This window comes from Erwinia endophytica (genome assembly GCF_009295515.1).
Classification (GTDB): domain Bacteria; phylum Pseudomonadota; class Gammaproteobacteria; order Enterobacterales; family Enterobacteriaceae; genus Erwinia; species Erwinia endophytica.
This window is the reverse complement of the sequence record NZ_RQVV01000011.1, coordinates 298,881-325,814: the sequence shown is the minus strand read 5'-3', so window position 1 is coordinate 325,814 and position 26,934 is coordinate 298,881. Positions and strand designations below refer to the sequence as shown.

General features: G+C 47.6%; 22 protein-coding genes, 3 tRNA genes and 5 pseudogenes. 14 read left to right on the top strand and 16 right to left on the bottom strand.

The genetic code is table 11. The features are described 5' to 3' along the window. Position 1: 1 nt before the first annotated feature. The gene (locus tag EH228_RS03890) at positions 2-433 is read right to left on the bottom strand and encodes a MarR family winged helix-turn-helix transcriptional regulator (RefSeq protein ID WP_152320358.1); all 432 of its coding nucleotides are present in this window, start codon (positions 431-433) and stop codon (positions 2-4) included. Positions 434-1,026: 593 nt separating this feature from the next. Then, complete coding sequence (locus tag EH228_RS03885) at positions 1,027-1,635, bottom strand: hypothetical protein (RefSeq protein WP_152320357.1); 609 nt, start codon at positions 1,633-1,635, stop codon at positions 1,027-1,029. A gap of 305 nt (positions 1,636-1,940) precedes the next feature. Between EH228_RS03885 and EH228_RS03880 the strand changes: the two genes are divergently transcribed. Then, positions 1,941-2,795, top strand: coding sequence for a prohibitin family protein (locus EH228_RS03880; protein WP_152320356.1), 855 nt, complete (start codon positions 1,941-1,943; stop codon positions 2,793-2,795). Positions 2,796-3,134: 339 nt separating this feature from the next. Here the strand turns inward: EH228_RS03880 and EH228_RS03875 are convergent, their stop codons facing one another. Continuing rightward, on the bottom strand, positions 3,135-3,881 hold the full coding sequence (locus EH228_RS03875) for a carbonic anhydrase (protein WP_152320355.1): 747 nt from the start codon (positions 3,879-3,881) through the stop codon (positions 3,135-3,137). 407 nt (positions 3,882-4,288) lie between these two features. Between EH228_RS03875 and EH228_RS03870 the strand changes: the two are divergent. Further along, positions 4,289-5,025: pseudogene (locus EH228_RS03870) on the top strand (tyrosine-type recombinase/integrase); the annotation flags it as partial. A gap of 117 nt (positions 5,026-5,142) precedes the next feature. Here the strand turns inward: EH228_RS03870 and EH228_RS03865 are convergent. The 7 genes and pseudogenes from EH228_RS03865 to EH228_RS03835 form a co-directional block, all read right to left on the bottom strand. After that, positions 5,143-5,229 (bottom strand) — tRNA-Leu (locus tag EH228_RS03865). A 13-nt stretch (positions 5,230-5,242) separates the two neighbouring features. Then, positions 5,243-5,316: transfer RNA gene (locus EH228_RS03860), tRNA-Cys, on the bottom strand. Positions 5,317-5,358: 42 nt separating this feature from the next. Beyond that, positions 5,359-5,434 (bottom strand) — tRNA-Gly (locus EH228_RS03855). 153 nt (positions 5,435-5,587) lie between these two features. Continuing rightward, complete coding sequence (gene pgsA / locus EH228_RS03850; protein ID WP_152320354.1) at positions 5,588-6,136, bottom strand: CDP-diacylglycerol--glycerol-3-phosphate 3-phosphatidyltransferase; 549 nt, start codon at positions 6,134-6,136, stop codon at positions 5,588-5,590. A 71-nt stretch (positions 6,137-6,207) separates the two neighbouring features. Then, a complete protein-coding gene (gene uvrC, locus EH228_RS03845; protein ID WP_152320353.1) occupies positions 6,208-8,040 on the bottom strand; it encodes an excinuclease ABC subunit UvrC in 1,833 nt (610 codons plus the stop codon). After that, the gene (gene uvrY, locus EH228_RS03840) at positions 8,033-8,692 is read right to left on the bottom strand and encodes a UvrY/SirA/GacA family response regulator transcription factor (protein ID WP_152320352.1); all 660 of its coding nucleotides are present in this window, start codon (positions 8,690-8,692) and stop codon (positions 8,033-8,035) included. The genes uvrC and uvrY overlap by 8 nt, the downstream gene beginning before the upstream one ends. 174 nt (positions 8,693-8,866) lie before the next feature. Further along, a pseudogene (locus tag EH228_RS03835) lies at positions 8,867-9,945 on the bottom strand (IS3 family transposase). A gap of 185 nt (positions 9,946-10,130) precedes the next feature. On the opposite strand from EH228_RS03835, the gene EH228_RS03830 reads away from it, so the two are divergent. Both EH228_RS03830 and EH228_RS03825 read left to right on the top strand, forming a co-directional pair. After that, positions 10,131-10,355, top strand: a complete 225-nt coding sequence (locus tag EH228_RS03830; protein WP_152320351.1) for a DUF2594 family protein — start codon at positions 10,131-10,133, stop codon at positions 10,353-10,355. 54 nt (positions 10,356-10,409) lie between these two features. Beyond that, positions 10,410-10,757 (top strand): annotated as a pseudogene (locus EH228_RS03825) (GlpM family protein). On the opposite strand, the gene EH228_RS03820 reads toward EH228_RS03825, so the two are convergent. Further along, positions 10,754-11,389, bottom strand: coding sequence for an autoinducer synthase (locus EH228_RS03820; protein WP_152320451.1), 636 nt, complete (start codon positions 11,387-11,389; stop codon positions 10,754-10,756). The pseudogene EH228_RS03825 and the gene EH228_RS03820 overlap by 4 nt on opposite strands. A gap of 1,038 nt (positions 11,390-12,427) precedes the next feature. On the opposite strand from EH228_RS03820, the gene EH228_RS03815 reads away from it, so the two are divergent. Next, a complete protein-coding gene (locus EH228_RS03815; protein WP_152320350.1) occupies positions 12,428-13,093 on the top strand; it encodes a DUF4396 domain-containing protein in 666 nt (221 codons plus the stop codon). A 394-nt stretch (positions 13,094-13,487) separates the two neighbouring features. Then, positions 13,488-14,885, top strand: coding sequence for a D-serine/D-alanine/glycine transporter (cycA, locus tag EH228_RS03810; protein WP_152320349.1), 1,398 nt, complete (start codon positions 13,488-13,490; stop codon positions 14,883-14,885). A 33-nt stretch (positions 14,886-14,918) separates the two neighbouring features. Here cycA and rutR read toward each other — a convergent pair whose 3' ends face one another. Next, the gene (gene rutR, locus EH228_RS03805; RefSeq protein WP_152320348.1) at positions 14,919-15,581 is read right to left on the bottom strand and encodes an HTH-type transcriptional regulator RutR; all 663 of its coding nucleotides are present in this window, start codon (positions 15,579-15,581) and stop codon (positions 14,919-14,921) included. A 280-nt stretch (positions 15,582-15,861) separates the two neighbouring features. Here rutR and rutA point away from each other — a divergent pair, with 280 nt between their 5' ends. From rutA to rutG, 7 genes are read left to right on the top strand one after another with little or no spacing between them, the layout of a single operon-like run. Continuing rightward, entirely contained in the window at positions 15,862-16,953 is a 1,092-nt protein-coding gene (rutA, locus tag EH228_RS03800; RefSeq protein WP_152320347.1) for a pyrimidine utilization protein A, read from the top strand. Then, positions 16,953-17,699 (top strand): pyrimidine utilization protein B, encoded by a 747-nt coding sequence (rutB, locus tag EH228_RS03795; RefSeq protein ID WP_152320346.1) that lies wholly within the window; start codon positions 16,953-16,955, stop codon positions 17,697-17,699. Before rutA ends, rutB begins: the two co-directional genes overlap by 1 nt. 32 nt (positions 17,700-17,731) lie before the next feature. After that, positions 17,732-18,118 (top strand): pyrimidine utilization protein C, encoded by a 387-nt coding sequence (gene rutC, locus EH228_RS03790; protein ID WP_152320345.1) that lies wholly within the window; start codon positions 17,732-17,734, stop codon positions 18,116-18,118. A gap of 11 nt (positions 18,119-18,129) precedes the next feature. Then, positions 18,130-18,948 (top strand): pyrimidine utilization protein D, encoded by an 819-nt coding sequence (gene rutD / locus EH228_RS03785; RefSeq protein ID WP_152320344.1) that lies wholly within the window; start codon positions 18,130-18,132, stop codon positions 18,946-18,948. Further along, positions 18,933-19,235, top strand: coding sequence for a nitroreductase family protein (locus EH228_RS03780; protein WP_420841445.1), 303 nt, complete (start codon positions 18,933-18,935; stop codon positions 19,233-19,235). Before rutD ends, EH228_RS03780 begins: the two co-directional genes overlap by 16 nt. Before the next feature lie 16 nt (positions 19,236-19,251). Next, positions 19,252-19,773, top strand: coding sequence for an NADH-dependent FMN reductase RutF (gene rutF / locus EH228_RS03775; RefSeq protein WP_420841447.1), 522 nt, complete (start codon positions 19,252-19,254; stop codon positions 19,771-19,773). Between the two features lie 50 nt (positions 19,774-19,823). Then, entirely contained in the window at positions 19,824-21,146 is a 1,323-nt protein-coding gene (gene rutG / locus EH228_RS03770; RefSeq protein WP_152320342.1) for a pyrimidine utilization transport protein G, read from the top strand. A gap of 248 nt (positions 21,147-21,394) precedes the next feature. On the opposite strand, the gene EH228_RS03765 is transcribed toward rutG, so the two are convergent. Beyond that, a complete protein-coding gene (locus EH228_RS03765; protein ID WP_152320341.1) occupies positions 21,395-21,574 on the bottom strand; it encodes a con-10 family general stress protein in 180 nt (59 codons plus the stop codon). A gap of 256 nt (positions 21,575-21,830) precedes the next feature. Between EH228_RS03765 and EH228_RS20315 the strand changes: the two genes are divergently transcribed. Further along, on the top strand, positions 21,831-21,980 hold the full coding sequence (locus EH228_RS20315) for a hypothetical protein (protein ID WP_204902646.1): 150 nt from the start codon (positions 21,831-21,833) through the stop codon (positions 21,978-21,980). Here the strand turns inward: EH228_RS20315 and agp are convergent. From agp to EH228_RS03750, 3 genes and pseudogenes are all read right to left on the bottom strand, one after another. Continuing rightward, entirely contained in the window at positions 21,950-23,551 is a 1,602-nt protein-coding gene (gene agp, locus EH228_RS03760; protein WP_152320340.1) for a bifunctional glucose-1-phosphatase/inositol phosphatase, read from the bottom strand. The genes EH228_RS20315 and agp overlap by 31 nt on opposite strands. Positions 23,552-25,396: 1,845 nt before the next feature. Then, positions 25,397-25,888 (bottom strand): annotated as a pseudogene (locus EH228_RS20415) (MarR family winged helix-turn-helix transcriptional regulator). A gap of 37 nt (positions 25,889-25,925) precedes the next feature. Continuing rightward, a pseudogene (locus tag EH228_RS03750) lies at positions 25,926-26,608 on the bottom strand (ISAs1 family transposase); the annotation flags it as partial. Positions 26,609-26,934 lie beyond the last annotated feature (326 nt).

Here is a 26,934-nt window from a genome sequence, read left to right as displayed (position 1 = left end):
GTTATTTCGCCTCAATGGCTTGCAACAGCCTCTGCAGCACACGCTGGGCTATCGCCAGCTCGTCGCGGTCAATATCAGCCAGAAGTTCATTACGCAGGGTATCCGCCTCAACTTTAAGTTTGAGGTAAAGCGCCTTGCCCTGAGGCGTAACATACAAAAGGCGCTTGCGGCGATCTTCTTTTGGCTGCACGCGTTCAACCAGTTGCAGCCTGACCAGTCTGTCAATCAATGGCACCACGCTGGCATCTTCCAGCCCCAATAACTGCGCCAGCTCTTTCTGGTTCATTGGCGCATCCTGAAGTGCAATGGTGGCGACTGCCAGCCAACTGCTCACACTGAGGCCACTATCTTTCATTCGGCGATCAATCGCCTGCCGCCACGCATGCGCCGTCAGCTGGAGTAAACGAGAAAAATTAAGTTCCTGGGAATTCAAAGTATAGAAACCTGATAATTAGAGATCTAACTAAAATCATACCGCAATTATAATCATGGATGATAGTCGTCAGGAAGAGGGAACTCGGGCTGAAAAGCAAAAAAAAAATAAAAACCACTCTTTTTTTGGACCAGGAAAATGAAGTTTGGTTAAAACCTTTCACACCCCCCTTCGGGTACTTCCCGGCATTAGAAGAGTTGCGTCATTTTGTTTATCACACGAAACCTGAGCATCCTTCCGCTGCTGACGATAGCCAGATTTTGTGTCAAAAGATAAAAATTTTTTGAACCCAGAGGCACCAGCATTAACAAAATAAATCCATCCAGCTGAATTGACTTATTTTTACATGTATTTCCGCCATAAAATGGCCTGTTTAGCCGAGTCACCAGGGACATCCATCGTTCACTTACTATCCGATTACAATAAAAAAACAATCTGTATCTGTAATAACAAAAAACCGGGGATGTCTTCCCCATATAGGGAGATGAAACCTGGCGGGTTTTCTCCTGATAAGACCCACATTGGATTGATAAAAATATTATTTTATTATCATACCGCCTGGATCTTTTAGTGTATTGTTCATATTAACAATATCAATTTATTGTTTCTCCACTCTTTTTATAATCATAATCACCATCCAACAGCAGATTCTTATTGTAATACTTCTTACTGTTAGTGACCAATCTATTAACTTTTTTTAAGGTAAATTCCTTTACATATTCACCAGCAGGAACATTATATTTTCTTGTTGCAATGTAAAAATTATAATCTGGCTGATATTCTGATGCATATTTTATATACGTCCTCACAATTAATGTTCCATCAGTGGCCAATGTTACATTGTCGATCGAACCGTTCATATCATACAACACCTTATATCCGGGTTTATCACTGGCTATACTTTCTTTCAATGAACTTATTATTAATGACTCATAATCATAAGGATTTATTCCTGTTAACGATAACAAATCAACAACATCGCCAGATTTTGTTTTTATACTCAGGACAACATCAACCATCTTATTTTCAGAATAAACCACCCCCAGATTAACATGACCAGAAGGCGTTGTAATAACCTGCCCTTTCTGGAGAGATCCAGCAGGTTGCAAAACCAACCCCTGCTCTACCATAGCAGCATAAATCAAAGATAAACCAAGGATTATTGCCGAACCGACAATGGTATATCCAGTGGTCTTGTTCATTTTTTAACTCCGTATATTAAAGCCAATACATTCTGGTTGGCATTTTAGATGCTAAAATTAAATCTTAACAATGTAATGAGTCAAGACAATTTATAATATTCCAATGCTGATATTTCAGGAAAAAACAAACAACATTTAACCCAATGATTCCGCAAATCGAACGTCAGATAAGTTCAAGCAGAAATCTTCATTTACAATGAATAACTGGAGAGGTAATAGCATTTAATTGAACTAAACTGTTTACTCTGTATATACTTTAATTTATGACAAACGCTGTCCATTATGATGAAAAATGGAGTTTTTTCATGTTAAACAGAAACCAAAAAAAAATTATAATCCCGGCATTATCATTCATCGTACTCATTCTTATCTTATGTTCATGTTATACCATTGATGAAGGAGAACGAGGGGTATTGTTACGTTATGGTAAGTTTGTAAAAACTACCGAACCGGGTCTTGGGTTTAAAATCCCTTTCATCGAAAAAATCGAAAAAATCTCGATTCAGAAACATACCATGGTCTTTGAAAAGATTCAGTCTTACAGTCGGGATCAGCAACCCGCAACAATCTCGGTATCGGTGAATTTCCACGTTCCTTCATCGGAGATCAGGCGTCTTTATACTTCCTATCTGACGCTGGATGGCATGAAAGAGCGATTAATTGCCAGGAAAATTCCCGCTCAGGTTGAAATTGTTTTTGGTCAATATACCGCAATCAGTGCAGTACAAAATCGACAAAAAATGGTTCAGGATGTTCAAGAAGCCTTGGGTACCATCATTACAGGCCCGGTAGTCATCGACAGTTTTCAGATTGAAAACATCAGTTTTTCCGCTGACTATGAAAATTCGATTGAGGACAGGATGAAAGCAGAAGTGGCTATTGCCACACATAAACAAAATCTGGAAACTGCGAAAATTGAAGCACAAATTGCTGTAACACAAGCACAAGCACAAGCGGATAGCCAACTGGTTGCTGCAAAAGCAGAAGCTAATTCAATTAAGTTAAAGGGCGCGGCAGAGGCTGAAGTTATCCGTCTTAGAGGTGAGGCACTGAGAAAAAATCCCGAACTTATCCGCCTGACCACCGCTGAACAATGGGATGGAAAATTACCGAAAACCATGATACCTGGCGGCAGCGTTCCTTTTATCTCCACCAAATAATACAAGGTTCAACTAACGAGTCGTCTCCATGTTATTCGTTGTTGGGTTATCCTGACCATCAACAATATCATGCTGAGATCCTGCTCAAACCCTCTCCAGCCGGTAAAGTCTGCATATTTTCCCTCTCCGACAGACCCGGCTTTTAATGAGATTCAGGTTTTGAAACAGACCGCCACAGTCACGGTGATAAGTCCGCCACTATAATCAGGCTCTAAGTGGCCCTGACATCGAGAGCCAAAAAAATAACTGCCTGCTGTCTCGACAATATTGAAGCCGGTGCGAGAAAAACAGGCAGTTTGACCCCACCAGAGATGACTACTATCTTGTGATCATCACCGATTATTTCGGAACCTCAAAAAAATCGACTTTTCCACCAACAAGGTGATACATACTACCAACAATTTTAATTTTACCTTTATCTTCAAGATCTTTCAGTACAGGGCTGTTACTTCGAATATCCTTGACAGTGAGTTCCACATTTGTTCGGGCAACGGCATCAACAAAATCGTAATTACTTCCCTTACGTTCTCCTGAGTATTCTGTTTTTTCAATTGCCGGTTTTATTTTATCAAGCAGTCCGGTGAGATTCCCCAGTTCCGCATTATCAATAGCGCCTTTTACCGCTCCGCAAGCCGTGTGCCCCATTACAAGAACCAGTTTCGCGCCAGCAACTGCACATGCAAACTCCATGCTTCCAAGCATGTCGTTATTGCTGATGTTACCGGCTACTCGTGAATTAAACGTTTCCCCAATACCCGCATCAAGGATTATTTCTGCCGGTGCTCGGGAGTCTATACACCCCAAAATAACAGCCGCCGGAAACTGGCCGGAGGCACTGCTACGCTTTTGTTCGATATAGTCATGCTTAACTGGTCGATTCTCTCTGAAGCGCAAATTACCTTGTTTAAAGCGCTCAATAACATCATCAGGCGTCATTTTATCACGTTCTTCTTTGGACAAAGACGCCGCAAAAGAGACTGTCGGAACAGATAACCCGGCAATACCCGTCAACGTAAGAGCTGAAACGGCCATAGCTTGTTTCAACACCTGTCGTCTTGCAGATGGCTGGGGAAAGTCATTTTTCATGAAAACCTCTCTTTCAGATGTGTGATTTTTATTCACGATCAAAGATACTCTGATAAAGACTAATCATTCCTAAACAACAGCGGGTTACTACAGATTTACCGACAGATATCGCAGAGGGACAGGGTTGGTATCCTCCTGGACGGTCACAAGTGATAATGATATTAGCAATAAAGTGATTTCTTCGCGAATTGCAAGAGTTTATCTCATCCGCCGCGAAGTTCCTGCTTTATGCCCCTACCTCTGGCCGTATGCTGATTTTCAACGTTCTCTGGGTGTAGCCGCCGTTCACCTCAGTGAGGATTAAATAAGCGTGTTGACTGGCAGATAGCCTGAAGGGAACTCAGTCCGAATGGTACGATCTGCTCACTCGCTAAAAATCACAAATCACCCACTGTGTAGTGGCACAAAAGGTTCTCTCTGTCTTTGCCAAAATGCCGGCTGACAGCATCAAGCCTGAGCACGTCCGTAAGTACATGGATAAACGCGGATTAAAAAGTCGCACCCAGGCGAACAGAGAGAAAGCCTCTATGTCGCGTGTTTTCCGCTGGGGATATGAAACGAGGAATGGTCAGGGGAAATCCCACAAAGGGCGTGAAACAATTCAGAGAGGTAGCGAGGGATCGTTATATTACTAATGCTGAGTATCAGGCACTTTACAGCATAGCGCCGCCCGTTGTGCAAATTGCAATGGAACTGGCTTATCTCTGCTGCACCCGACAGGCTGACGTACTGGAAATGAAGAAAAGCCAGTTCATGGAGGAAGGGATACTGATCAAGAAGAGTAAAACGAGTGTTGCACAGATAAAAGCCTGGACTCCACGGCTGGAAAAAACCATACAGCAAGCAGCCGCACTTCCACTCAAAAAGGGCATGAGTAGCATTTACGTGATTCACCAGGAAAGCGGATCGATATATACGCGGGACGGGTTTAACAGTCGCTGGATGAAAACAAAACAGGAAGCAAAGGCGAAATTTCCTGAGCTGGATTTTAACTTTACTTTCCACGATCTGAAAGCTAAAGGGATTTCTGACCTGTCCGGTAATCTGTATGAAAAGCAGGCGATTTCAGGTCATAAAAACATGGAGCAGACGGCCCGTCTACAACAGAAAAATTAGTGTTGTTCCAGTGCCAGGAGGTCAGTAACAGGGAAAGAATATTATGAAGGGATATTCTGAAACGGCATGTCAGACACAAAAAAACCGCCTTGACGGCGGCACAATATTATTGGCTAACTTGTTCTTTTTATTGGTGAATTCGTGATGGTGCCCGGGGCGGGACTTGAACCCGCACAGCCTAATGGCCGAGGGATTTTAAATCCCTTGTGTCTACCGATTTCACCACCCGGGCATGGGGTATAAAGTGGAGGCGCGTCCCGGAGTCGAACCGAGGTCCACGGATTTGCAATCCGCTGCATGGCCACTCTGCCAACGCGCCTTAATCTTGCTGCACCACCAGAACGAATCTGATGACAAAATATGGAGCGGGAAACGAGACTCGAACTCGCGACCCCGACCTTGGCAAGGTCGTGCTCTACCAACTGAGCTATTCCCGCTTTTATCAGCACAACTTCATTGAAGTTGCTGATTTATTTATCTTCTGGCAATCCAGCTGCCTTCCGATGCGTTGCATTCTACTGAGCTGGAGAAATGAGTCAACACAATTATCTCCACTTTCCTTCTGTTTGCTGCTTTTTAAATCGTATCGATCATCGCTCAAACAAATCGCCGCGTGCTGTGTTCAAATACTGGAACATTGACCAAAAAGTCAGTATTGCCGCGATATACAACGCTACCACGCCAATCCCCTCAACGATACGGTCAGGACGCCACAGCAGCGCAAAAAGAGCCAGCATCTGTGCTGTAGTTTTTACCTTACCAATCCACGAAACCGCTACACTGCTGCGTTTACCAATCTCAGCCATCCACTCCCGCAGTGCAGAAATAATAATTTCACGTGCAATCATCGTTGCCGCTGGCAGGGTTATCCACCAGGAGTGAAAATATTCAGCCACCAGTACCAATGCCATCGCCACCATGACTTTATCAGCCACCGGGTCAAGAAAAGCACCAAAACGCGTGGTCTGCTTCCAGCGACGCGCCAGGTAGCCATCAAACCAGTCAGTGATAGCCGCAAAGATAAAGATCAGTGCGCAAACAAGGGGAGCCCATTGAAATGGCAGATAGAATGCCAGCACAAAGAACGGAATCAAAACGACACGAAACAGGGTAAGTAACGTCGGAATGTTAAAATGCATAGGTATACTAACTGTCTGGGCAGAGTAGAATTTGTCCTTATGTTCCTACAATGCCGGAGGCGTTGCAATGTTTAGTGTTTCAGAGAATAAAAGATTTTCTCCGCAAGAAGCTGGGAAATACCGGGCACTTTCGCTATTTCTTCTACAGAGGCATTCATCAGCGGTTGCAGCCCGCCCATGTATTTGAGAAGCATCTGACGTCTTTTTGGTCCAATCCCTTCGATGCTTTCCAGCGCGCTGGTATTCTTCACTTTCGCCCGTTTATTACGATGTCCTGTTATTGCGTGATTGTGAGAGTCATCACGAATATGCTGGATAACATGCAAAGCAGGAGAGTCTGGGGGCAGTGAAAATCCCTCCCCTTCCGGCGCGAAGAACAGCGTTTCCAGGCCGGCTTTACGATCAGTGCCTTTCGCCACTCCCAACAAAATTGGCCGCGCTTTATCCCAGTCGACTTCCAGTTCGGCAAAGACTTTTTTTGCCTGTCCCAGTTGGCCTTTACCACCGTCGATCAGGATAACATCAGGAATTTTGCTCTCTTCGAGCGCCTTGCCATAACGACGGCGTAATACCTGATTCATCGCCGCATAATCGTCTCCCGGCGTAATGCCGGTAATATTGTATCGGCGGTATTCCGAACGCAGCGGCCCATGACTGTCAAATACCACACAAGAGGCCACGGTTTGCTCGCCCATCGTATGGCTGATATCGAAACACTCCATACGATTAATTGTCGGCAGATTAAGCAGCTCAGCCAATGCCTGCAGCCGTTGATGGATGGTGGACTGTTGCGATAAACGACTGACCAACGCAGTACTGGCATTGGTCCGGGCGAGTTTCAGATAACGCGCCCGATCACCGCGTGGTTTGCTCTGAATAGTGACGACCCGACCGGCTATTTCGGTCAGCGACTCAGCCAGCAGGCTTTTTTCCGGCAAGGTAAAATCAAGCAGAATATCAGTAGGTAGCGTACGCGCCTGGCTGCCTTGCAGATAAAATTGTCCGACAAAAGTCTGCACCACTTCAGCCAGTTCGGTTCCTCCCGGTATTTTTGGGAAATAGCTGCGACTTCCCAGTACTTTCCCCTGACGAATAAACAACACATGCAGGCAGGCCATTCCAGCATCAAACGCCACCCCAATAACATCCAGATCGTCACCATTGTTGGAGACAAACTGACGTTCAGTCACCCGTCTGACCGCCTGAATCTGATCACGCAAGCGGGCGGCCTCTTCAAATTTCAGGGCCTGGCTGGCCGACTCCATACTGACAACCAGCTGGTTAAGGACCTGATCATCTTTACCGGAAAGAAACAGGCGAACGTAGTCAACCTGCTGCGCATAGTCTTCCTCGCTAACCAATCCCGTCACACAAGGCCCCAGACAGCGGCCTATTTGATATTGCAGACAGGGACGCGAGCGATTGCGGTAAACGCTGTTTTCACATTGACGAACCGGAAAGATTTTTTGCAACAAAGACAGTGTTTCACGCACAGCATAGCCATTGGGGAAAGGCCCGAAATATTCACCTTTCGCATGTTTAGCGCCACGATGGCTGGCAAGCCGGGGATGCGCATCTGCACTGAGAAAAATGTACGGGTAGGATTTATCATCACGCAACAGCACATTATAGCGCGGCTGATACAGCTTGATATAGTTGTGCTCCAGCAACAGCGCTTCCGTTTCGGTATGCGTCACTGTCACGTCAATCTGGTGAATACTGCCCACCAGCGCTTCCGTTTTACGGTTGCCAGAATTGCCACGAAAATAGCTGGAAAGGCGTTTTTTGAGATCTTTGGCTTTGCCGACGTAAATGACCGTACCGCTCACATCATACATGCGATAGACACCTGGCTGGCTGGTCACCGATTTAAGGAAAGACCTGGCATCGAAAACATCATTCACTACTGCTTAACGACTCCGCATTGAACAGACCATGACGAATGGCCAGGTGCGTTAACTCAACGTCACCACTGATGTTAAGTTTATTGAACATGCGGTAACGGTAACTATTAACTGTTTTTGGGCTCAGATTAAGTTGTTCGGAAATTTCCGCCACTTTCTGCCCTTTCGTGATCATCAGCATAATCTGCAATTCACGCTCCGACAAACAGCCAAAAGGCGAGTCAGTTTTCTGTGGTTCAATCTGGCTGAGCGCCATTTGCTGAGCGATATCAGAAGCGATATAGCGCTGACCGGCATTAACCTGACGAATAGCGTTTACCACCTCTTGTGGTGCCGCACCTTTGCTCAGATAACCAGACGCACCCGCCTGCATAACTCGTGCAGGCAGAGGATTTTCGGTATGGATAGTCAGCATGATTATTTTGATATCCGGGCTGTAACGCACGATCTTACGCGTCGCTTCCAGCCCGCCAATGCCCGGCATATTCATATCCATCAGCACTACGTCCACACGATTGACCCGGCACCATTTCACCGCGTCTTCGCCACAGTTAGCTTCACCAACAACCTGAAAACCTTTGATGTCTTCCAGTATGCGGCGAATGCCTGCGCGCACCAGTTCATGGTCATCAACAAGAAGAACGCTTATCAAACCGGTCTCTCCAAATGGGTAATACCAGGGACGTTCAGAATGGTATTAGAAGAATGATTTTACCTCTTTTTTTGCGGTGTTAGAATAGAAAAAAATGTCATTGTCTTACAGAAAAACCTTATCCTGCGCCTCATACGGTAATCCCCCCATTTTTAACGGAGGACTTAAGTAGAATCAGGCCATATGCTGCATCGGTGTATAACCGTTCAGTGCCATATTAGGTCTTTCGTGATTATAAAACCATTGCCACGGTGTTGCATAAAGCTGTAGCTCGTCCAGTGAGGTAAACAGACGCTGCCCCCGCCAGTCATAACGTACTGTACGGTTATAGCGTTCGATATAAGCATTTTGCTGAGGATTGCCCGGCTGAATAAAATTAAGCGTTATATTATGCGACTCTGCCCATGACAAAAATATTCCGCGGGTATATTCCGGGCCGTTATCACAGCGAATTGCTGCCGGTTTTCCTTTCCACGCCATCAGTTGCTCCAGCGTGCGAATGACCCGGACTGAAGGCAGAGAAAAATCCACCTCAATGGCCAGTGCCTCGCGATTAAAATCATCAATCACATTCAGCAAATGAACAGAGCGCCCGTCTGATAGCTGATCATGCATAAAATCCATTGACCAGCTGATGTTGCTGCTGGCAGGGACTGACAGTATTTCCGGTTTCTCTCTTTTCAGCCGTTGTTTAGGCTTTATCCGCATGTTTAGCGACAGTTCGCAGTAGATACGGTAAATCCGCTTGTGGTTCCAGGCGAAACCTTTAACATTGCGCAGATACAGGTACCAAACCCCAGTTCTTCTGGCTGTCGGTGATGCGCATCAGCCAGTCAGCAATTTGCCAGTTTTCTCTGCTGAGCCGGGGCATACAGTGATAACAGGTTTCACTGACAACAAATATGTGACAGGCAAAACGAATACTGATTTTTCTGCTTTCAACGGCGTTTTTTGCCATCATTCTGCGCTACGATGGCTTTCCCCCTTTTTTGTCATTGCCTCCTGGAGGATTTCAGCTTTAAGCCGTTCTTTCGCATACATCTTTTTCAAGCGGCGGTTTTCCTCTTCCAGCTCTTTGAGGCGAGCCATCATTGACGCGCCTCCATACCACCAAAGCGTGAACGCCATTTCCATTTATAGAAACTGGCCTTGCTCATACCCTGCTCCCGGCACCGCTCAGAAACCGCTGCTCCGGCTTCTGTCTGCTTCAAAATGGTCATGATCTGGCTGTCAGTAAAACGTGATTTTTTCATAAAAATCGCCTCAGTTCAGATTACGAGAAAATTCTACGATGAACACACCGGTTTTCGGGGGGATGACCATACCAGGACAGCCATCTGGATATAAAGTTATGTGATATACTGCTTACAGATGACACTAAATCAACCGCGTACGCGACAGTGCTCATCGAGTTAATGACGGAAAATAAGGAAAAAACATGAGCAATACTGACTTTTCAACCAGCAAAGAAACGCAAACTCTGGCCGAGGAAATGGCCTGCATGAAAGCATTAGTGACATTTATGCTCAAGGGGATGGGACAGGCTGATGCCGGAAAAGTCATCATCAATATGGAGAAATATATTGCCCAGTTGACTGATCGTCAGCAAGCAGACGTATTCACCAGCACTATCAGCCAAATCAAACAGGCCTACCGCCAGTAATTCACACTCGCTTATTATTTTTAGGCCCATGGGTCAACAAGTTAAGGTTTTAACCTGACGCAGGACGGAACAACAGGCTTACTATTCAACGCGATATCCGGTGCGCTGGTTGTGCTTCTTACCGGTATTTTGTCAAAAAAACGCCGTTATTATATCGCAAGACTGCTGCCACTTTTCCCGACCTTTGTTCTGATTGCCCATTGTACCGTCGACAGTGGCCGCAGGATTAAGGCGTTGCACGCCCATCATTGTCTTCGGCATGTGGGCAATTCTCCCCTATTTCATTTATCTGTTTCACTCTGATATTTTATAAAATTATCTCTGGCAGTAACTGCCGGGGTAGCGTACTGCCGCTTTGCCTTGAGGCTGTTAATCATGCTTTGGATAACATTATCCAGTTAACGTCCACGGGCATTCCAACTGCTGGAAACACCCAACGCCGGCAGCACTTCTTCCGGACTGAAACGGCGTGCGCCGCGGTATCTGTTTGCCAAATTAGGCTGCTTAACCGGAATACACACAGCAAAGAGATTATCTTCCGATCGGATGATACCAGCAGTGAGTGGTTCGTAAGCCAACGAATACTGTTCGAATATCTGTACCAACATCGGCGTAGCGGTACTGTAGAGAGACGCAATACCCGATTGCTCCGCCAGTTGCACACAGTGCCAAAGAATACTCAACGGCAACTCTGGATCAATATCCAGTCGGGCCGAAAAACGTGACATTTCCCAGACAGGAAGTACTGTGCCTGCCGTCTGGCGACTATTGACAACCTCGTTTCCAATGGCTTTCTGCGCAGGATCTTCCCACGGCATCAGACGGGCACAACCACAGATCCCTTGCTGTCTATCCCAGGCAATCAACCAGACAACATCCGAGCGGTCAAAGCGGTCATATTCCTGACCCGGCGTACTTAAGCGAGGTGGAATAGACCATCCTTCACCTCGCGCAAAGATACCGTAACGATAACTTCCCAATTCTGCCAACAAAGAGGATGGCATATCCTTTAGCCTGGCCTGGATAATTTTCATCATTATTCTCCTGTTCCCTCCTGATAGCATTCCTCACAGATTAAACAGGGTTGTTATCCTGGATAACAGAATAGACAACCTGTTAACAATCGAAAGCGACCGGTTCTGAACGTCGTAACACACTCAGAATAAAGCGATTACCGCTGCGTTGAAAGCCACCAGGGGATTGTTCGTTACATTGAACCTCTTAGGTATATTTTTTAACGGTATTTTCGAACACAAAAAGGTTCAGGGATATTCCCGCCAGGTTTTGCGCGGCGGCAGCGCACATGAGCATTTCAAGCTTTTCCCGACGTAATGCCATGTTAAACATCGACATCGAAATATCTTTTACAAGTAATAGCGGTATAACAGTGAAATAGTCATCCGTAGTTATTAACACCTCTCGAAAAAAGAGTACAATACCTCATCATGATGATATTGATCGTTAACGGGGGAAAAAATGAATGAGCATGAGCAAAAAATTAATAGCGGTTATCATTCTCTCTGAACGGTATAACAACAAGCAATGCCTCTCTTTTCCCTTTACTCCCTCATAAAAATTGTGCTGAATAATTTTCAGGTTGGATATTTTGCAAAAAACCTCCCTGTCGTTCAAGCCCCGTCATGCTCAGAAAAAACACCAAAATTACAGACGTGAACATCACCAGATCATAATGGGATTATTCTCATGGTAATTCAATAGATTTACCTTGTCTAGCGCTCGGATTTCGTCACTCTTTTTTGCACGAAAAGTACCATAACGTTATGGAATTCATGGGCACAAAAGAAAAAGTAACATACTGATAATTAATAATTTTATATGAAATTAATGAATGTTTGAGTTTTAAGAAATTGTTTAATAAGTCTGTAAAAGCATCTTAAGTGGTTAATTAATGTTCGGTTATGATTATGCCCACCTGGCTCTGTGCGATAACAAAAATACCCTTCTCACAACCTGGCAATTTATTTTCTCTGATACATAATCTAACTATCTGAATTAGTAATATAAATCAAACCTCTCTTTCATTTGCTCATTATCTCGATAAGGAAATAAAGATGTTAGACAGACTGGCAATGTTGTTCATTTTACTGGGAATCTGTACTTCATTGATGATCCTGAAAGATCTTATTCGCACTCCCCAATCCGTCTGGATCATGAACCTGGTCTGGCCGCTGACCGGTCTGTATATGCCTTTTTTCGGGTGGCTGGCCTGGTGGTACTTCGCCCGTCAACGCCGTCCTGTTTCTTCATGGGTAAGCCAAAAAAACGTCCGGTCACCAGGCCTGAACCAGCTTTTCTCTGCTACCAGCCACTGTGCAGCTGGTTGTGTGCTGGGGGATATAATTTCAGCCTCGATAATTTCACAAATGGACTATATTCCTTTTCATTCTGTTGTACTGGCTTTCGCTCTTATTTCATTGCTTCTGTCATTCCTTCTCAGCGTACTGCTGCAGTTTTTTGCGCTGCGGCAGGTTGAAGGTATTTCGGTATTACGGGCACTCTGGCGGGCAATCAAAAGTGATATTTTTTCGCTATTCATGTTTCAGCTCGGGGCGTTTCTCTATATGGCGCTGGCGTTTCGCTTCATTTTGCACGGCCAGATTGAACCACTGGAACTGCACTTCTGGTTTATGATACAGCTGGCATTGTTCACCGGATTCGTCTTTGCCTGGCCCGCCAACAAATTTCTCTTGCAGAGGGGAATCAAACTCGCATTTTAGCGCGACATGCCAACGTCCGGTATTCCCTGTCCCGAATGAAAATAATGACCGGTCAGCGGCAAAAACAGTAAGCTATTTCCTTCAAAAGGGGCTATTTCTCCCTAATCCCGGCGTTACCCCCCGCATCAATATCGTCGCCAGCGCGGGCACTCTTACCCTTTAGCCTCCATAACAAGATTCCACCATACTGAACAGCCTGTCTGCCCTTTTGCAATAAAAGCATTGCAGCATTTTTACACATTTGGAGTGGATATCCCTGCAACGGGTGAAAAAGGGTTAGCTGTTTATGGCTTTATTACACTATCTTATGCCTGCAAACAGGCATTTTTGCCAAATTTAATAACAGCCCGAAGAGCTGGCACAACATCACTACTTTTAAGGATTGAACACCGTTATGGTTGACCCAAAAAAAGAAACATCTCTGGACGGAGATATTCCAAACGAACTCCGCCGTAATCTACATAACCGCCATATCCAGTTGATCGCTATTGGTGGCGCGATCGGGACAGGGCTATTTATGGGCTCAGGCAAAACCATCAGCCTTGCCGGACCATCGATTATTTTTGTCTATATGATCATCGGTTTTATGCTGTTTTTCGTGATGCGCGCGATGGGCGAACTGCTGCTGTCGAACCTCGAATATAAATCCTTCAGCGATTTTGCTGCTGATTTACTTGGCCCCTGGGCAGGCTACTTTACTGGCTGGACCTACTGGTTCTGCTGGGTCGTCACGGGGATCGCCGATGTCGTCGCCATTAGCGCTTATTTCCAGTTGTGGTGGCCGGATTTCTCGATCTGGATGAGCGCCCTGCTGTGCGTCGTGGTTTTCCTGTCACTGAATATTGCCACGGTGAGACTGTTCGGTGAAATGGAGTTCTGGTTTGCGATTATCAAGATAGTCGCCATCGTGGCGCTGATTGCCACCGGTATCGTCTTGATCGTCCTGCACTACCCTGCTCCAGGCGGCGGAAATGCCGCCATCAGCAATATCTGGCAGCATGGCGGCATGTTCCCGAAAGGATTAAGCGGCTTTTTTGCTGGCTTCCAGATTGCGGTGTTTGCGTTTGTTGGTATTGAATTGGTCGGTACGACCGCAGCAGAAACACACGATCCCAAAAAAGTTCTGCCGCGAGCCATTAATGCCATCCCACTGCGAATTATTATTTTTTACGTGTCCGCGCTACTGGTGATCATGGCCGTAACACCGTGGAACCAGGTCGTGCCCGACCATAGCCCATTCGTTGAAATGTTTGTGCTGATTGGCCTGCCAGCCGCTGCCAGTATTGTTAATTTTGTGGTACTGACATCAGCAGCCTCCTCCGCCAACAGCGGTATTTTTTCCACCAGCCGTATGTTGTATGGCTTAGCGCAGCAAGGTGTGGCTCATCGTCGCTTCGGAATGCTTTCTTCCCGGGCTGTCCCCACCACCGGCCTGTTCTTCTCCTGCCTGTGCCTGCTGGCCGGTGTCGCGCTGATTTACCTGATCCCGAATGTGATGAAAGTCTTCACGCTGGTGACCACTGTATCCGCCATTCTGTTTATGTTTGTCTGGACGATCATCCTTTGTTCCTATCTGGCCTATCGCAAAAAACACCCACAGTTGCACAAGGAGTCAACTTATAAGATGCCGCTGGGTAAATTTATGTGCTGGGTATGTATCGCGTTCTTTGTTTTTGTGCTGGTATTACTATCGCTGGAAGTGGATACCCGCCAGGCGCTGGTGGTCACGCCACTGTGGTTTATTATGCTGGGAGCCGGCTGGTGGTTACGCCAAAGAAAAGCGGCCCTCTAACACTGAAAACGGGCCTGCATGGCCCGTTTTTTATCAACGCACACGTATCCCTTCAATGACTATCCGCTGTACATTTTCCACTGTTTGATTGAAAAAGCTTTCATCACTCAGCGTCTGGCCAGTAACTGCCTCAATCTGGCTGGCAAAGTCAGCGTAATGCTGAGTCGTCGCCCACAACATAAAGATCAAGTGGTGAGGTTCCACCGCGACCAGTTTTCCGTCCCTGATCCAACCGGCAATAACCGCCGATTTTTCATCGACCAGCGCTCTCAAATCGCCTTCCAGTTCCCTTTTCAGCAACGGTGCCCCTTGTAGCATTTCCATGCAGAACAACCTTGAAGCCTGAGGGTGATCTCGCGAAACTTCCAGTTTCAGGCGAATGTAATCCCTGATTGCCTCCAGGGGGTGCTGATCCTCACGCAACGCCCGCAACGGCGTCAGCCATACCTCAAGAATGTCCTTGAGTACCGCAATGTAAAGCGCTTCCTTTGAGGGAAAATAATATAACAGATTGGTTTTTGAAACGTCCGCTCCCTCAGCAACCTTATCCAGGCTGGTCCCATGGACGCCATAAAGGGAAAACAACTCCAGCGCCGCCGTCAGAATCGCGACACGCTTTGCGGCTACCGCCCGTGAACGACGGGTCGGTATTTTCACTATTTTATCAGATGAATTCACCGTGACTCCATGATCCATGTGGGTAACGGGGAGTATATCAAACCTTCCCGTACCAACTGGTGCACTTTTATTGACCATGTCTGCCTGCTTTTCGTGCACTGTATTTTTACCAAATGGTCTATTTTAGACCAAATGCTCAACACCAATTTAACCAAATACTCTCAACAAACTGAATATAAAGCAATTCTTATAACATGGCATAACCTTTGCAATCATTCCTTTGAGCGTCGCTTCAAAGGATCCGCAGGATGCACCGTTACACAGAAAAGATAACCCTGATTAAAAATAAGGTATCCCTATGAAAATTGGTGTATTTATCCCAATCGGCAACAACGGCTGGCTAATATCCACGCACGCGCCGCAATACAAACCGACTTTTGAACTGAACAAAGCCATTGTGCTGAAAGCCGAGCATTATCATTTCGATTTCGCCCTGTCGATGATTAAGCTGCGCGGTTTTGGCGGAAAAACGGAATTCTGGGATCATAATCTGGAGTCCTTCACTCTGATGGCTGGACTGGCTGCCGTCACTTCACGCATCGAAATTTATGCAACCGCCGCCACCCTCACCCTTCCTCCGGCAATCGTTGCCCGTATGGCCGCGACAGTGGATTCCATTTCCAACGGCCGTTTTGGCGTAAATCTGGTGACCGGCTGGCAAAAACCCGAATACGACCAGATGGGGCTCTGGCCTGGCGATGAATATTTTTCCCGCCGCTACGACTACCTGACTGAATATGTCACTGTACTGCGCGATCTGTGGGGTACCGGTAAATCTGACCTGAAAGGTGAATTCTTCACCATGAACGACTGCCGACTCAGTCCACTGCCACAAAAGCCGATGAAGGTTATCTGTGCCGGACAAAGTGATGCGGGCATGGCTTTCTCCGCAAAACACGCGGACTACAACTTCTGCTTCGGCAAAGGCGTCAATACGCCAACCGCTTTCGCCCCCACCGCCGCCCGGATGAAAAGCGCGGCCGAGAAGGCGGGTCGCGACGTTGGCTCTTACGTGCTGTTTATGATCATCGCCGATGAAACCGACGAAGCCGCCCGTGCCAAATGGGAGTATTACAAAGCTGGAGCGGATGAAGAAGCCTTGTCCTGGTTGACCACACAAAGCCAGCAGGACAAGCATTCCGGTAGTGATACCAATGTGCGCCAGATGGCTGACCCAACATCAGCAGTCAATATCAATATGGGCACGCTGGTCGGCTCTTATGCCAATGTTGCCCGCATGCTGGATGACGTTGCCACAGTCGAAGGCACCCACGGTGTACTGCTGACTTTTGATGACTTCCTGCAAGGAATTGAGAATTTCGGCGAACGTATTCAGCCACTAATGAAGTGCCGTATCGATACCATCGAAGCCGCAAAGGAGGTTGCATAATGAGCAGTAAAGAAACCGTCATCTGCACCACGGCATCCAGCAAAAACAACGTAAAATTGGCTGCCCGCCCGGAGGCAATCGCTTTTCCTCCCGAACAGACCGCGTTAATCGTGGTTGATATGCAGAATGCCTACGCCACGACCGGTGGTTATCTGGATTTAGCGGGATTTGACGTATCAGCCACCCGCCCGGTCATCGATAAAATTAATCTTGCCGTAAAAGCTGCGCGCGAAGCCGGTATTCAGATTATCTGGTTTCAAAATGGCTGGGACAGCCAATATGTTGAAGCCGGTGGCCCGGGTTCGCCAAACTGGCATAAATCAAACGCGCTGAAAACCATGCGGACCCGGCCAGAACTGGAAGGCAAGCTACTGGCGAAAGGCGGTTGGGACTATGATCTTGTCGATCAGTTACAACCACAACCCGGTGATATTGTGCTGCCGAAACCGCGTTACAGCGGCTTCTTCAATACCCCACTCGACAGCATGTTGCGTAGCCGTGGCATCCGTCATCTGGTCTTCACCGGTATCGCCACCAATGTTTGTGTGGAATCCACCCTGCGCGATGGTTTCTTCCTGGAATATTTCGGCATCGTGCTGGAAGACGCCACTTACCAGGCGGGTCCGCCATTTGCCCAACAAGCGGCGATTTTCAATATTGAAACTTTCTTTGGTTGGGTGTCGGATGTGTCGACATTCTGTTCTGCCCTGCAGGCAGAAAGCGCAACATTACAGCAAACAGCATAAAAACGGCCTATCTGCTGACAGGAGATAATTCAATGCCAAAAACGATCATTACCCCACCAGGAACCAGCGTCCCGATTGCCCCCTTTGTGCCAGGTACACTGGCTGATGGCGTGGTCTATGTCTCCGGTACATTGCCGTTTGATAAAGACAATAATGTGGTACATGTTGGCGATGCGGCGGCGCAGACCCGCCATGTACTGGAAACGATTAAAAGCGTGATCGAAACCGCCGGAGGTACCCTGGATGACGTTACTTTTAACGCCATTTTCGTCACCGACTGGAGTCACTACGCGGCCGTAAACGCCGTCTATGCCGAGTATTTTCCCGGTGAAAAACCCGCACGGTTCTGTATCCAGTGTGGACTGGTGAAACCTGATGCCCTGGTGGAAATCGCCAGCGTCGCTCACATAGGCAAATAACGGAGAACCGTATGCATATTGAGCTGTCAGGTTTGCAACACCCCGAAGCCCAAACACTGGTCCTGTCCGCCGGTCTGGGAGGCTCAGCCTCTTTCTGGCTGCCGCAACTCGACGATTTACGCAAACAGTACCGCGTGGTGCTCTACGACCAGCGTGGTACCGGACGCAGCCCGGATACCCTGCCTGACGGTTATAGCATGCGTGATATGGCCGCCGAACTGGCCACCGCGCTGGCAGATCTCGGCATTGCACAATATACGGTTATCGGTCATGCGCTGGGGGGAATGGTGGCGATGCAGATGGCGTTGGATTATCCCGAACGGCTAACAGGGCTGGTGATCGTCAACGGCTGGCTGCGCCTTAATCCGCATACCCAACGCTGTTTCACTGTCCGCCAGGCGTTGTTGCTTAACGTGGGAGTGGAAGCGTATGTACGGGCGCAACCATTATTCCTCTATCCAGCAGACTGGCTGGCAGAAAATCAGGCACGCATTGAAGCGGAAGACGTACAACATACAGCCCATTTCCAAGGGATGGAAAATTTGCTGCGTCGTTTGAATGCATTGATGCAGTGTGATTTTACCCAGCAGGCACCGTCGATTACTCAGCCTGTTTTGGTTATTTGCGCGCAGGATGATTTGCTGGTCCCCTGGACTTGTTCGGAAACCCTGAGCCAGGTACTGCCCAACGCCACGTTACAAAAAATGCCCTGGGGCGGACATGCTATGAGCGTGACGGACAGCAGCACCTTTAATCAACTTTTACTGAACTGGCTGGCCTCCGCTCTGCCAGTCACCCTCCCACCGGAGCCATTATGGCAGAAGCCCTGAATACCTTTGCTTTGGAAACCCGGTTTACCAGCAGCCCGGCATTAGCCGAGGAAACGGCGTTTCGTAACAGCTCAATGCAAGCGGCTTATCTGATCTATGCCTGTCGGACCATGGGGCTGGATACCGGCCCAATGTCCGGTTTCGATCGCGCAGCGGTGGATGCGACTTTCTTTGCCGAGAACGTCTGGAAAAGCAACCTGCTGATTAACATTGGCTATGGCTGTCCAGATAAAGTCGATGATCGGTTGCCAAGACTGCCGTTCGCCGATGCCTGTACCTTTGAGTAAGGGGAAGACAATGTCGATGGAAACCCTGACAACCGTAGCAACGGTTAACGGCGTTGAAAAACAAGATTTCCGTAACGCGATGGCCCGCCTTGGTGCAGCGGTCAATATCATCACCACTGATGGCCCGGCGGGCCGCGCTGGTTTCACCGCAACTGCGGTGTGTAGCGTTACCGATACTCCACCCACGTTACTGGTGTGCCTGAACCGTTCCGCGTCGGTTTATGAGGTGTTCAAAACCAATCAACAATTGTGCATCAATACCCTGGCGGCTGGCCATGAATCGCTTTCCAATCTGTTTGGCGGTAAAACGCCAATGGCTGAGCGATTTATTGCGGCCGACTGGGCACAATTGGTTACCGGCTCACCGATTCTGACGGGTGCGGTGGCTTCTTTCGACTGCAAAGTCACGAAGATTGTCAGCATTGGCACCCATGACATGCTGCTTTGTGAAGCACAAGCCTTAATTTGTAATGAGCGTCCCCACGGTCTGATCTATTTTGATCGTGGCTATCATCATGTAATGCGGCAGGAAGCCTGATCACACCGTCCTGACGGTCACTGCTTTATTCACTTCCTGGGAGATAGACGATGGCAAGTTCCTGGTTTCCTCAATGGCGTAAACAGTCAGCAACGGCGCAAGGGGTCGTTGCACCTGATGCGACGTTACCGCTGGGACAAACAATGATCATGGGTCTGCAACATGCGGTGGCAATGTTTGGCGCCACCGTACTGATGCCTCTGTTGATGGGGCTCGATCCTAATCTGTCGATATTGATGTCCGGTATCGGTACATTGCTATTTTTCCTGATAACCGGTGGTCGTGTTCCCAGCTATCTTGGCTCCAGTGCGTCATTTGTCGGCGTGGTCATCGCCGTCACTGGTTTTAATGGCCAGGGGCTCAACCCACACCTCGATGTGGCGCTGGGGGGAATTATCGCCTGTGGTCTGGTTTACGCCTTTATCGGACTGGTGGTGCTAAAGGCGGGAACCCGCTGGATTGAAAAACTAATGCCACCCGCGGTAACAGGTGCAGTGGTCATGGCAATTGGTCTGAATCTCGCCCCCATCGCGGTACGTGGCGTTTCCGGCTCAATGTTTGATAGCTGGATAGCCGTGATGACGGTGGTTTGTATTGGTCTGGTCGCCGTATTTACCCGCGGTATGGTGCAGCGTCTGCTGCTCCTCGTCGGCCTGATTGCAGCCTGGGCGATTTATGCCTTGCTGACCAATGGACTTGGCCTGGGCAAACCCGTTGATTTCAGCCTGATCGCCCATGCCCCCTGGTTCGGCCTCCCCCCTACGACCACTCCGGTGTTTAACAGCCACGCGATGATTATGATTGCGCCGGTCGCGATTATCCTGGTCGCGGAAAACCTCGGACATATTAAAGCTGTGGCCGGGATGACCGGCAATAATCTCGACCCCTATATGGGGCGAGCGTTTATCGGTGACGGCCTGGCAACCATGTTATCGGGTAGTGTTGGGGGAAGCGGTGTCACCACTTATGCTGAGAATATCGGCGTGATGGCGGTGACAAAAGTTTATTCCACGCTGGTGTTTGTGGCCGCTGCAGCAATCGCCATCATTCTGGGCTTTTCGCCAAAATTCGGCGCGCTGATTCACACCATCCCTGGTCCGGTGATCGGTGGAGCCTCCATTGTGGTCTTCGGACTGATTGCGGTAGCAGGAGCGCGTATCCTGGTACAGAACCATGTGGATCTTGGGCAAAACAACAACCTGATTATGGTTGCCGTCACGCTGGTACTGGGTGCGGGAGACTTCGCATTGCGAGTCGGCGGTTTTACCATAGGCGGTATCGGTACGGCGACGTTTGGCGCAATTATTCTCAACGCGATTCTCCGTCATCGTCGTACCGACGCTATGAGAGATATAGCCCGTCAGGACAGCTAATCGAACTCTCCGTCTTCCGGCGAAGGCAGCTCCGCCTTCGCATTTTTTTCTTCAACGTCAGTCCGCTCACAGACACAATCCTCATTGCTGAACGGCAAAGGTGAATAACCCCACCCAGAGCAGGAAGATGGGCACAGCAAACGCGAAGCGAAATTTGACGCCAGTGTACGGTGATAGCGTATGAGTCAAGTCTGAATATGACCGCCAGGGCTGGCCCGGCGGTTCAGGAGATGAGATTACCTTACCGTTTAATCCGTTTTAGCCCGATGACCACGGCTGCGACGCCCCCCTTTTTCGCCAGCCAGCGCAGCTCGTTGAGGGTCGTTTTTGAAGTTTCCACCACTGGCCTGACCGCCTTTTCGACCTGCTTCTGATGCTCTTTTACGGTCTTCAGCGAAATTTCCAGATCCACCACGATGTTCTGCCATTTCTTACCTCCGAATCATTAAGCCGTCAAACGGCATTATTGCGGAAAGCATTCGGCCAGCTACCAAGACTTAATCGAGAGCCTACACTCCCCACCACATTATTAAGCATAGATTATCAGTCTGACGACAACCACACTGGAGATTGGAAACCGCAAAATAACGATGCCGTGCGACTTCGTGTCTTCAAAAAAACCGATAAAGACGAACTGATAGGGCGCAGTAAAGTCGTAGAGCGAAAACATGTTTAACAGAAGGCATGACGGCAAAAGCCGGGATCAAAGGCCTGATCCCGGATGGTCACTCATTGTCAGCAAGCGTTCAGGTACGGCTAAACGATCGATATTATGATGTCACCTTCTTTGCCGTCAAAAACAGTCAGGAAGCTTTCTCAACCGCTGGCGGCTGAGGTTGTGTTGATTGCGGTTGTGGTACTGATTGCCCCGTTTTGGCTTTTTCAGCTTTATCTGCTTCGGCTTTCACTTTCGCCGCTTGATCAGCAGCGGCTTTATCAGCAGCAGCCTTCTCTTTTGCCGCTTTATCTGCCGCCGCTTTATCTTCCGCCGCTTTCTCCGCTGAGGCTTTTGCCTGAGCGGCTTTATCGGCAGCCGCCTGATCGGCAGCCGCTTTATCAGCAGCAATTTTATCGGCGGTTGGGACAGCAACAGCAGCAGATGGTGCAGCCGGAACCTCAACCGCAGGCTGAGGCTCTGGCTGAGAAACAGCCATTGGCGTCCCCTGAAGCGCGTTATTCAGAACCTGCGTGAACTGGTTCCACGGACAGAAACCATTAGCATCAATCTTGCAGCCATTCATTTCCAGTGTCACACGCCTGGGCGGCGTCTCCAGTGACAGCGGTGTAACATTACGCAACTGTTCAGTGGTCTGATAAACGTATTCCACCTTCATCAGTTCCTGATTGTTTTTCTTATCGTGCCAGCGTTGAAACTGAATCATACCGCCAATCGGCGTACGCTCGTTCTGTTCTGGCAACGTGTAAGGTTTAAAGTCCAGCGCAGTCAGCAGCGAAGCGATATTGGAGTCATGCCCAACCATCAGAGTCACTTTCGGCGCGTTAGCCTTATCTTCGTCTACCAGCATACTGCGGATATAGTCAACCAACGGAGCAGCAACATCACGGGCTACTGCAGGCGAGGTAAAAAGAGTATCCTGATAGGCGTTTTTGATCGCCGACAGTTCTTTCCACTGCTCAGGCGTTCTAATCTGCCCCCAGGCTACCTGGTCGAGTGGAAAACCCTGGTAATATTGCAGGGTGAAAGCATCAACCAGCGAATTACCCACCTTCAGCGGGCCAGAAACACTGGGCTCTTTGCCATTCTCTGCTGAAAATTTATTTTGCTTGTCACTGGAAAGATCACATTGCTTCTTACCATCGCAAGCCGGGGAGTTTTTGTAATCGATAATTTTTTCAAGACGCTGAAAAGCTGGCTTGAGTTCCAGCTTCTCGCTCGCACTGTTCATCGCGTCCAACGCCTGTTTGTTGAAAGCTTCACTGCCATCAATAATCACCGGATTAAACACCGGATCCATGGTCCCCATTCCATCTTGATGGGAAACCTGGATATCACAACCAGGGAACGCGCCAGTAACAAAGTATTGGGCTGTGGCGACTGTACGCTGCAGGCTATTAGCATAGGCATAGATATCATCACTGGCCGGACATTCTCCACTCGCCACAAGTCCCTGTTGTGCCAGCCACTCACGGGTATAGCGCCCCATATAGACTTCAAGTATGCCGCCCCTGGTTGTCAGTTGTCCCCCTGGCACATCCCATTGCGGCCAGGCTTTTTTTGTGGACTGGGCCAGTACACTGCCATTGTCGGCCAGCGGTGCCCGGAGGTTATGACGACTCATCATCAACACTTGTTCAAGCTGGTAATTGCCATCAGCCGCATAAGCTGATATTCCACTCACTGCTGAGCAGATCGCTAGCGCGCAGAGACTCATCTTTGTAATCATGTGTGTTTTCCATTGATTCAAGGGTAAATCACCCAACCGGGAAAAATCGATGCCGCTGAAAAAAGTTCACAACACCGCAAATCATACTCGCAGCATCACTCCAGGGAAAAGAGGCTGGGCATGGTCTTATCATTCGTGTTGAGAATATAACAGAATATCGTCTTTGCCGTTTAGACACATCAATAGATTGAAAAGAAACAAGATGTTTTAGGAATGCTCTCATCATCACACTGGACTACAGCCCGAGAAAGCAGGAAAAATTGAAAGGAACACAGACCGACATTGATTAACCATTTGAATTTTATAAATAATTTAAAACACCAAAGATTTAAACGGTTTCTCGTCGTCGGCTTTAAACTCTGGGAAAATGATTAACATCAGTATATCTCTGAGTATATTGTTCGAAATTTGTCCCCATCATCCTTCAGACCACCAGTGTGTTGACCACCGTATGTGTCAATAAGGCGCAGTCTGCCCACCGGTCAATACCCGGGCAATATCTGGAGGAGAATAATCTCTTAATGTCCGGGTATCACGACACTGACGGGTGTCATCTGTGCCATTGACCACAGCATCTTGATGTTACGCTCAGTCTGTAGGTTAATTCCCGGGTGAATCTTCCCCCTGAACCGAGATCATTGAACTTTTTGCCACAATATATATGACTCTGACAAGAGTCAGAAAATTGGTTTATTCAACACGGCTTTATCGGTAGATTATTCAGGACATGCGACTGACATTTGAATACCGCACAACTTAATGCAATAAGAAGTGGAACAGATCATGATAACTCATCACTACCGTGATGATACCCGTCATGACCAATACATAGCAGATCACAAACAGCAGGAGTACTGTTATAGAATGTGTATCGGTTTTTTTATGTTTATTTTTCAATATAACTCACAGAAATAACCAATCAGGGCAATTTATAAATCCCGTGCTATTTTAATGGTGCGCTATTAAACATGACCTACAACAGATACTTTTCACAAAAAATGCGAAAATTAAAAAAATAACATGACGGATATTTTACTTACTAAAAAAATTTCGTTGCAAGGTATGCAACTTTAAAATAAACGACTCACAGGACGTAACGATATCCATCTGAACACTCGGTAGTAACCACTATCGAACCCGATGCCCTGCTAAAATACCGCTAACCATACTCCCCCCAGGAGCATCGACAGGATAAAAAACATCTGGGAAAACAAACATAACATCGTTCTAAAATAAATAGTTTTAAAATAAAGCATAATAATCCCTCGAGTTACATCAAAAAGGATAATTATAACGCATAATTATAAACACTCATTCAACAATGAGTAAAAAGACAGGAAGGTCGCATTACAGACTGAGGTAATAAAACTAATTATCTGAATGCGAATTTTTCGAAAGCGATCAATGACTTTTCATGATCCTCAGCAGAACTGAAAATACCAATCGTTTTACAAGAGTGACATTACATCGAAATTTTGTGCTCCATAACACGCATTATCGTCCTTTAATGTTTCCAGGCCTTGGTAACCGGCCCCACGAGATAAAACCGTCAGTTAATCATGTAGTAACACGATAAACTGCAGGCTGGCAGTAAAGGCGCATCCGCCACTCCCACGGCAAATAACAGGCCGAAAATCCGCTGTGGGGCGATAAACATAGCCATCCCGGCGAATATTCCAATAGCAGTAAGGGTACCCCAGCGCGCCAAAAATACTTACAAGAGAAATGCCGGTTACCACGCCCTTGTCAGGACTGGTACTGGTTACACGTTCAGCCACATTGATGAGATTACTCCGGAAAGAAAAACGCCCTGTGCCAGGGGGACGTCATGTCACGTTCCTCATTTCAACCTGGAAATGTCAACAGCAAATACCTTAGCAGCGTTTCAAGCTGCTCCCGCTGTGCTCCAGATAAATTGGCCAGTATTGCGTCTTGCGTTGCAGTGTGAACGAACAACGCTTGCTCAATGCGATGCTGCCCCCGAGACGTCAGGCTAACCAATGTGCTGCGTTTGTCGTCAGGATCGCTGATACGTTCAATGAAACCTTCCTGTTCCAGATGATTAAGACGAATGAGTCATCGCCCCGGAAGTCACAAGCAACGATTTATACAGTTGGGTTGGTGAAAGACAATAAGGCGTACCGGAGCGGCGCAAAGTGGCAAGCCCATCAAATTCACCATCACGAAAGCCAAACGGCTTCAGCACCTGTGCTCGTTTTTTTTCCCAGATGCTTTATCAACCTCAGCATTCGGCCAAAGATTTTCATCGAAGAAACATTCAGTTCCGGCATTGCGCCTGCCCCATTGGCTGACAACGAAGTCGATATGGTCTTGCATTACCCCTCCTTAAAAGTAGGGGTAATGTGTCGAATAGTGCGCTACCTCTTCTTATCCGGCCGTTATCCTCGTTCATTGCCACATCAAGACACCCGTGTAATTTATTTTCTATACGCCAGTGGTTCCTCATCGCTGTGGCAAATCGCTCCGCCGTTAAATCTGATGAACGGATATAATAGCGAACGTGCATTTCTGGCTCTTTCTTTTTCTCTTTTATTTCTGGGAAAAATACCACTGCCACACACCGTTTCTTTAAGCCTTTCCATTCAAATGTAAAATCAATCACATTATCCGGAACATCACTGACAATATGAAGGCGGGTTTCTTCTCTGCCATGACTCTTTTCCGCTGTGCTGTCACTGTCATAGCCTGAATTGTTTATTTCTTTTAACAGGAAATTATCAGAAAATGTTTTATTTAATCGTCCCTGATTTCCCTTTACCGCAAATAAATAGTCACCCTGTTGAGCTCGTATCTTTTCCGCTCTCTCTTTCTGACATCCTATGACATTGGTTGTTATCAGTTTTCCCTTTATATCCAGAAGGTTAATAAGCTCTGGGCTCGCTGTAATCTCGTTAGATTTCTCATCCTTTTTTATCTGGCCCAGTACCCGGTGTGCATTGTGGCGCAGGCACTTATTACATGAATGGCTCCCCGCCGGCGACTTTTATCATAAAAATGACGAAACGTTTTCCCATCAATTGCAATAATGTCATTTTCATGATCTTTCCCTGGCGTGAAGAAACCGGGTTGTCAGCCACTGAATTCAGTCTGCTTACCCCTCTGCCGGTCGCAATGATGGGCTGGCTGCGCTAGACTCGGTGTAATTCGGGGGATTACAGCAGGGCTTTCTATCCTGTTTCTCACCTGTTCACTACGTGGTTTTAGTTCATCCCTTACAGGGTTGATGAGCACAGCTTTAGCCAGCAGGGCGGGCATTGGGCATCATTCAGGCGTTAATGCCTGCGCTGATAAGAAAAGAATACCCGCAATCGGCTAACACGTTAATGTCTCTGTTTAGCACCGGCATGATGGCAGATGCCGCG

What these genes read in the sequence shown, in the direction of transcription:
- EH228_RS03885 (WP_152320357.1), bottom strand. Translation starts at nt 1,635, where the DNA reads ATGAACAAGACCACTGGATATACCATTGTCGGTTCGGCAATAATCCTT.
- EH228_RS03880 (WP_152320356.1), top strand. Translation starts at nt 1,941, where the DNA reads ATGTTAAACAGAAACCAAAAAAAAATTATAATCCCGGCATTATCATTC.
- EH228_RS03875 (WP_152320355.1), bottom strand. Translation starts at nt 3,881, where the DNA reads ATGAAAAATGACTTTCCCCAGCCATCTGCAAGACGACAGGTGTTGAAA.
- pgsA (WP_152320354.1), bottom strand. Translation starts at nt 6,136, where the DNA reads ATGCATTTTAACATTCCGACGTTACTTACCCTGTTTCGTGTCGTTTTG.
- EH228_RS03830 (WP_152320351.1), top strand. Translation starts at nt 10,131, where the DNA reads ATGAGCAATACTGACTTTTCAACCAGCAAAGAAACGCAAACTCTGGCC.
- EH228_RS03820 (WP_152320451.1), bottom strand. Translation starts at nt 11,389, where the DNA reads ATGAAAATTATCCAGGCCAGGCTAAAGGATATGCCATCCTCTTTGTTG.
- EH228_RS03815 (WP_152320350.1), top strand. Translation starts at nt 12,428, where the DNA reads ATGTTAGACAGACTGGCAATGTTGTTCATTTTACTGGGAATCTGTACT.
- cycA (WP_152320349.1), top strand. Translation starts at nt 13,488, where the DNA reads ATGGTTGACCCAAAAAAAGAAACATCTCTGGACGGAGATATTCCAAAC.
- rutR (WP_152320348.1), bottom strand. Translation starts at nt 15,581, where the DNA reads ATGGATCATGGAGTCACGGTGAATTCATCTGATAAAATAGTGAAAATA.
- rutA (WP_152320347.1), top strand. Translation starts at nt 15,862, where the DNA reads ATGAAAATTGGTGTATTTATCCCAATCGGCAACAACGGCTGGCTAATA.
- rutB (WP_152320346.1), top strand. Translation starts at nt 16,953, where the DNA reads ATGAGCAGTAAAGAAACCGTCATCTGCACCACGGCATCCAGCAAAAAC.
- rutC (WP_152320345.1), top strand. Translation starts at nt 17,732, where the DNA reads ATGCCAAAAACGATCATTACCCCACCAGGAACCAGCGTCCCGATTGCC.
- rutD (WP_152320344.1), top strand. Translation starts at nt 18,130, where the DNA reads ATGCATATTGAGCTGTCAGGTTTGCAACACCCCGAAGCCCAAACACTG.
- EH228_RS03780 (WP_420841445.1), top strand. Translation starts at nt 18,933, where the DNA reads ATGGCAGAAGCCCTGAATACCTTTGCTTTGGAAACCCGGTTTACCAGC.
- rutF (WP_420841447.1), top strand. Translation starts at nt 19,252, where the DNA reads ATGGAAACCCTGACAACCGTAGCAACGGTTAACGGCGTTGAAAAACAA.
- rutG (WP_152320342.1), top strand. Translation starts at nt 19,824, where the DNA reads ATGGCAAGTTCCTGGTTTCCTCAATGGCGTAAACAGTCAGCAACGGCG.
- EH228_RS03765 (WP_152320341.1), bottom strand. Translation starts at nt 21,574, where the DNA reads ATGGCAGAACATCGTGGTGGATCTGGAAATTTCGCTGAAGACCGTAAA.
- EH228_RS20315 (WP_204902646.1), top strand. Translation starts at nt 21,831, where the DNA reads ATGACGGCAAAAGCCGGGATCAAAGGCCTGATCCCGGATGGTCACTCA.
- agp (WP_152320340.1), bottom strand. Translation starts at nt 23,551, where the DNA reads ATGATTACAAAGATGAGTCTCTGCGCGCTAGCGATCTGCTCAGCAGTG.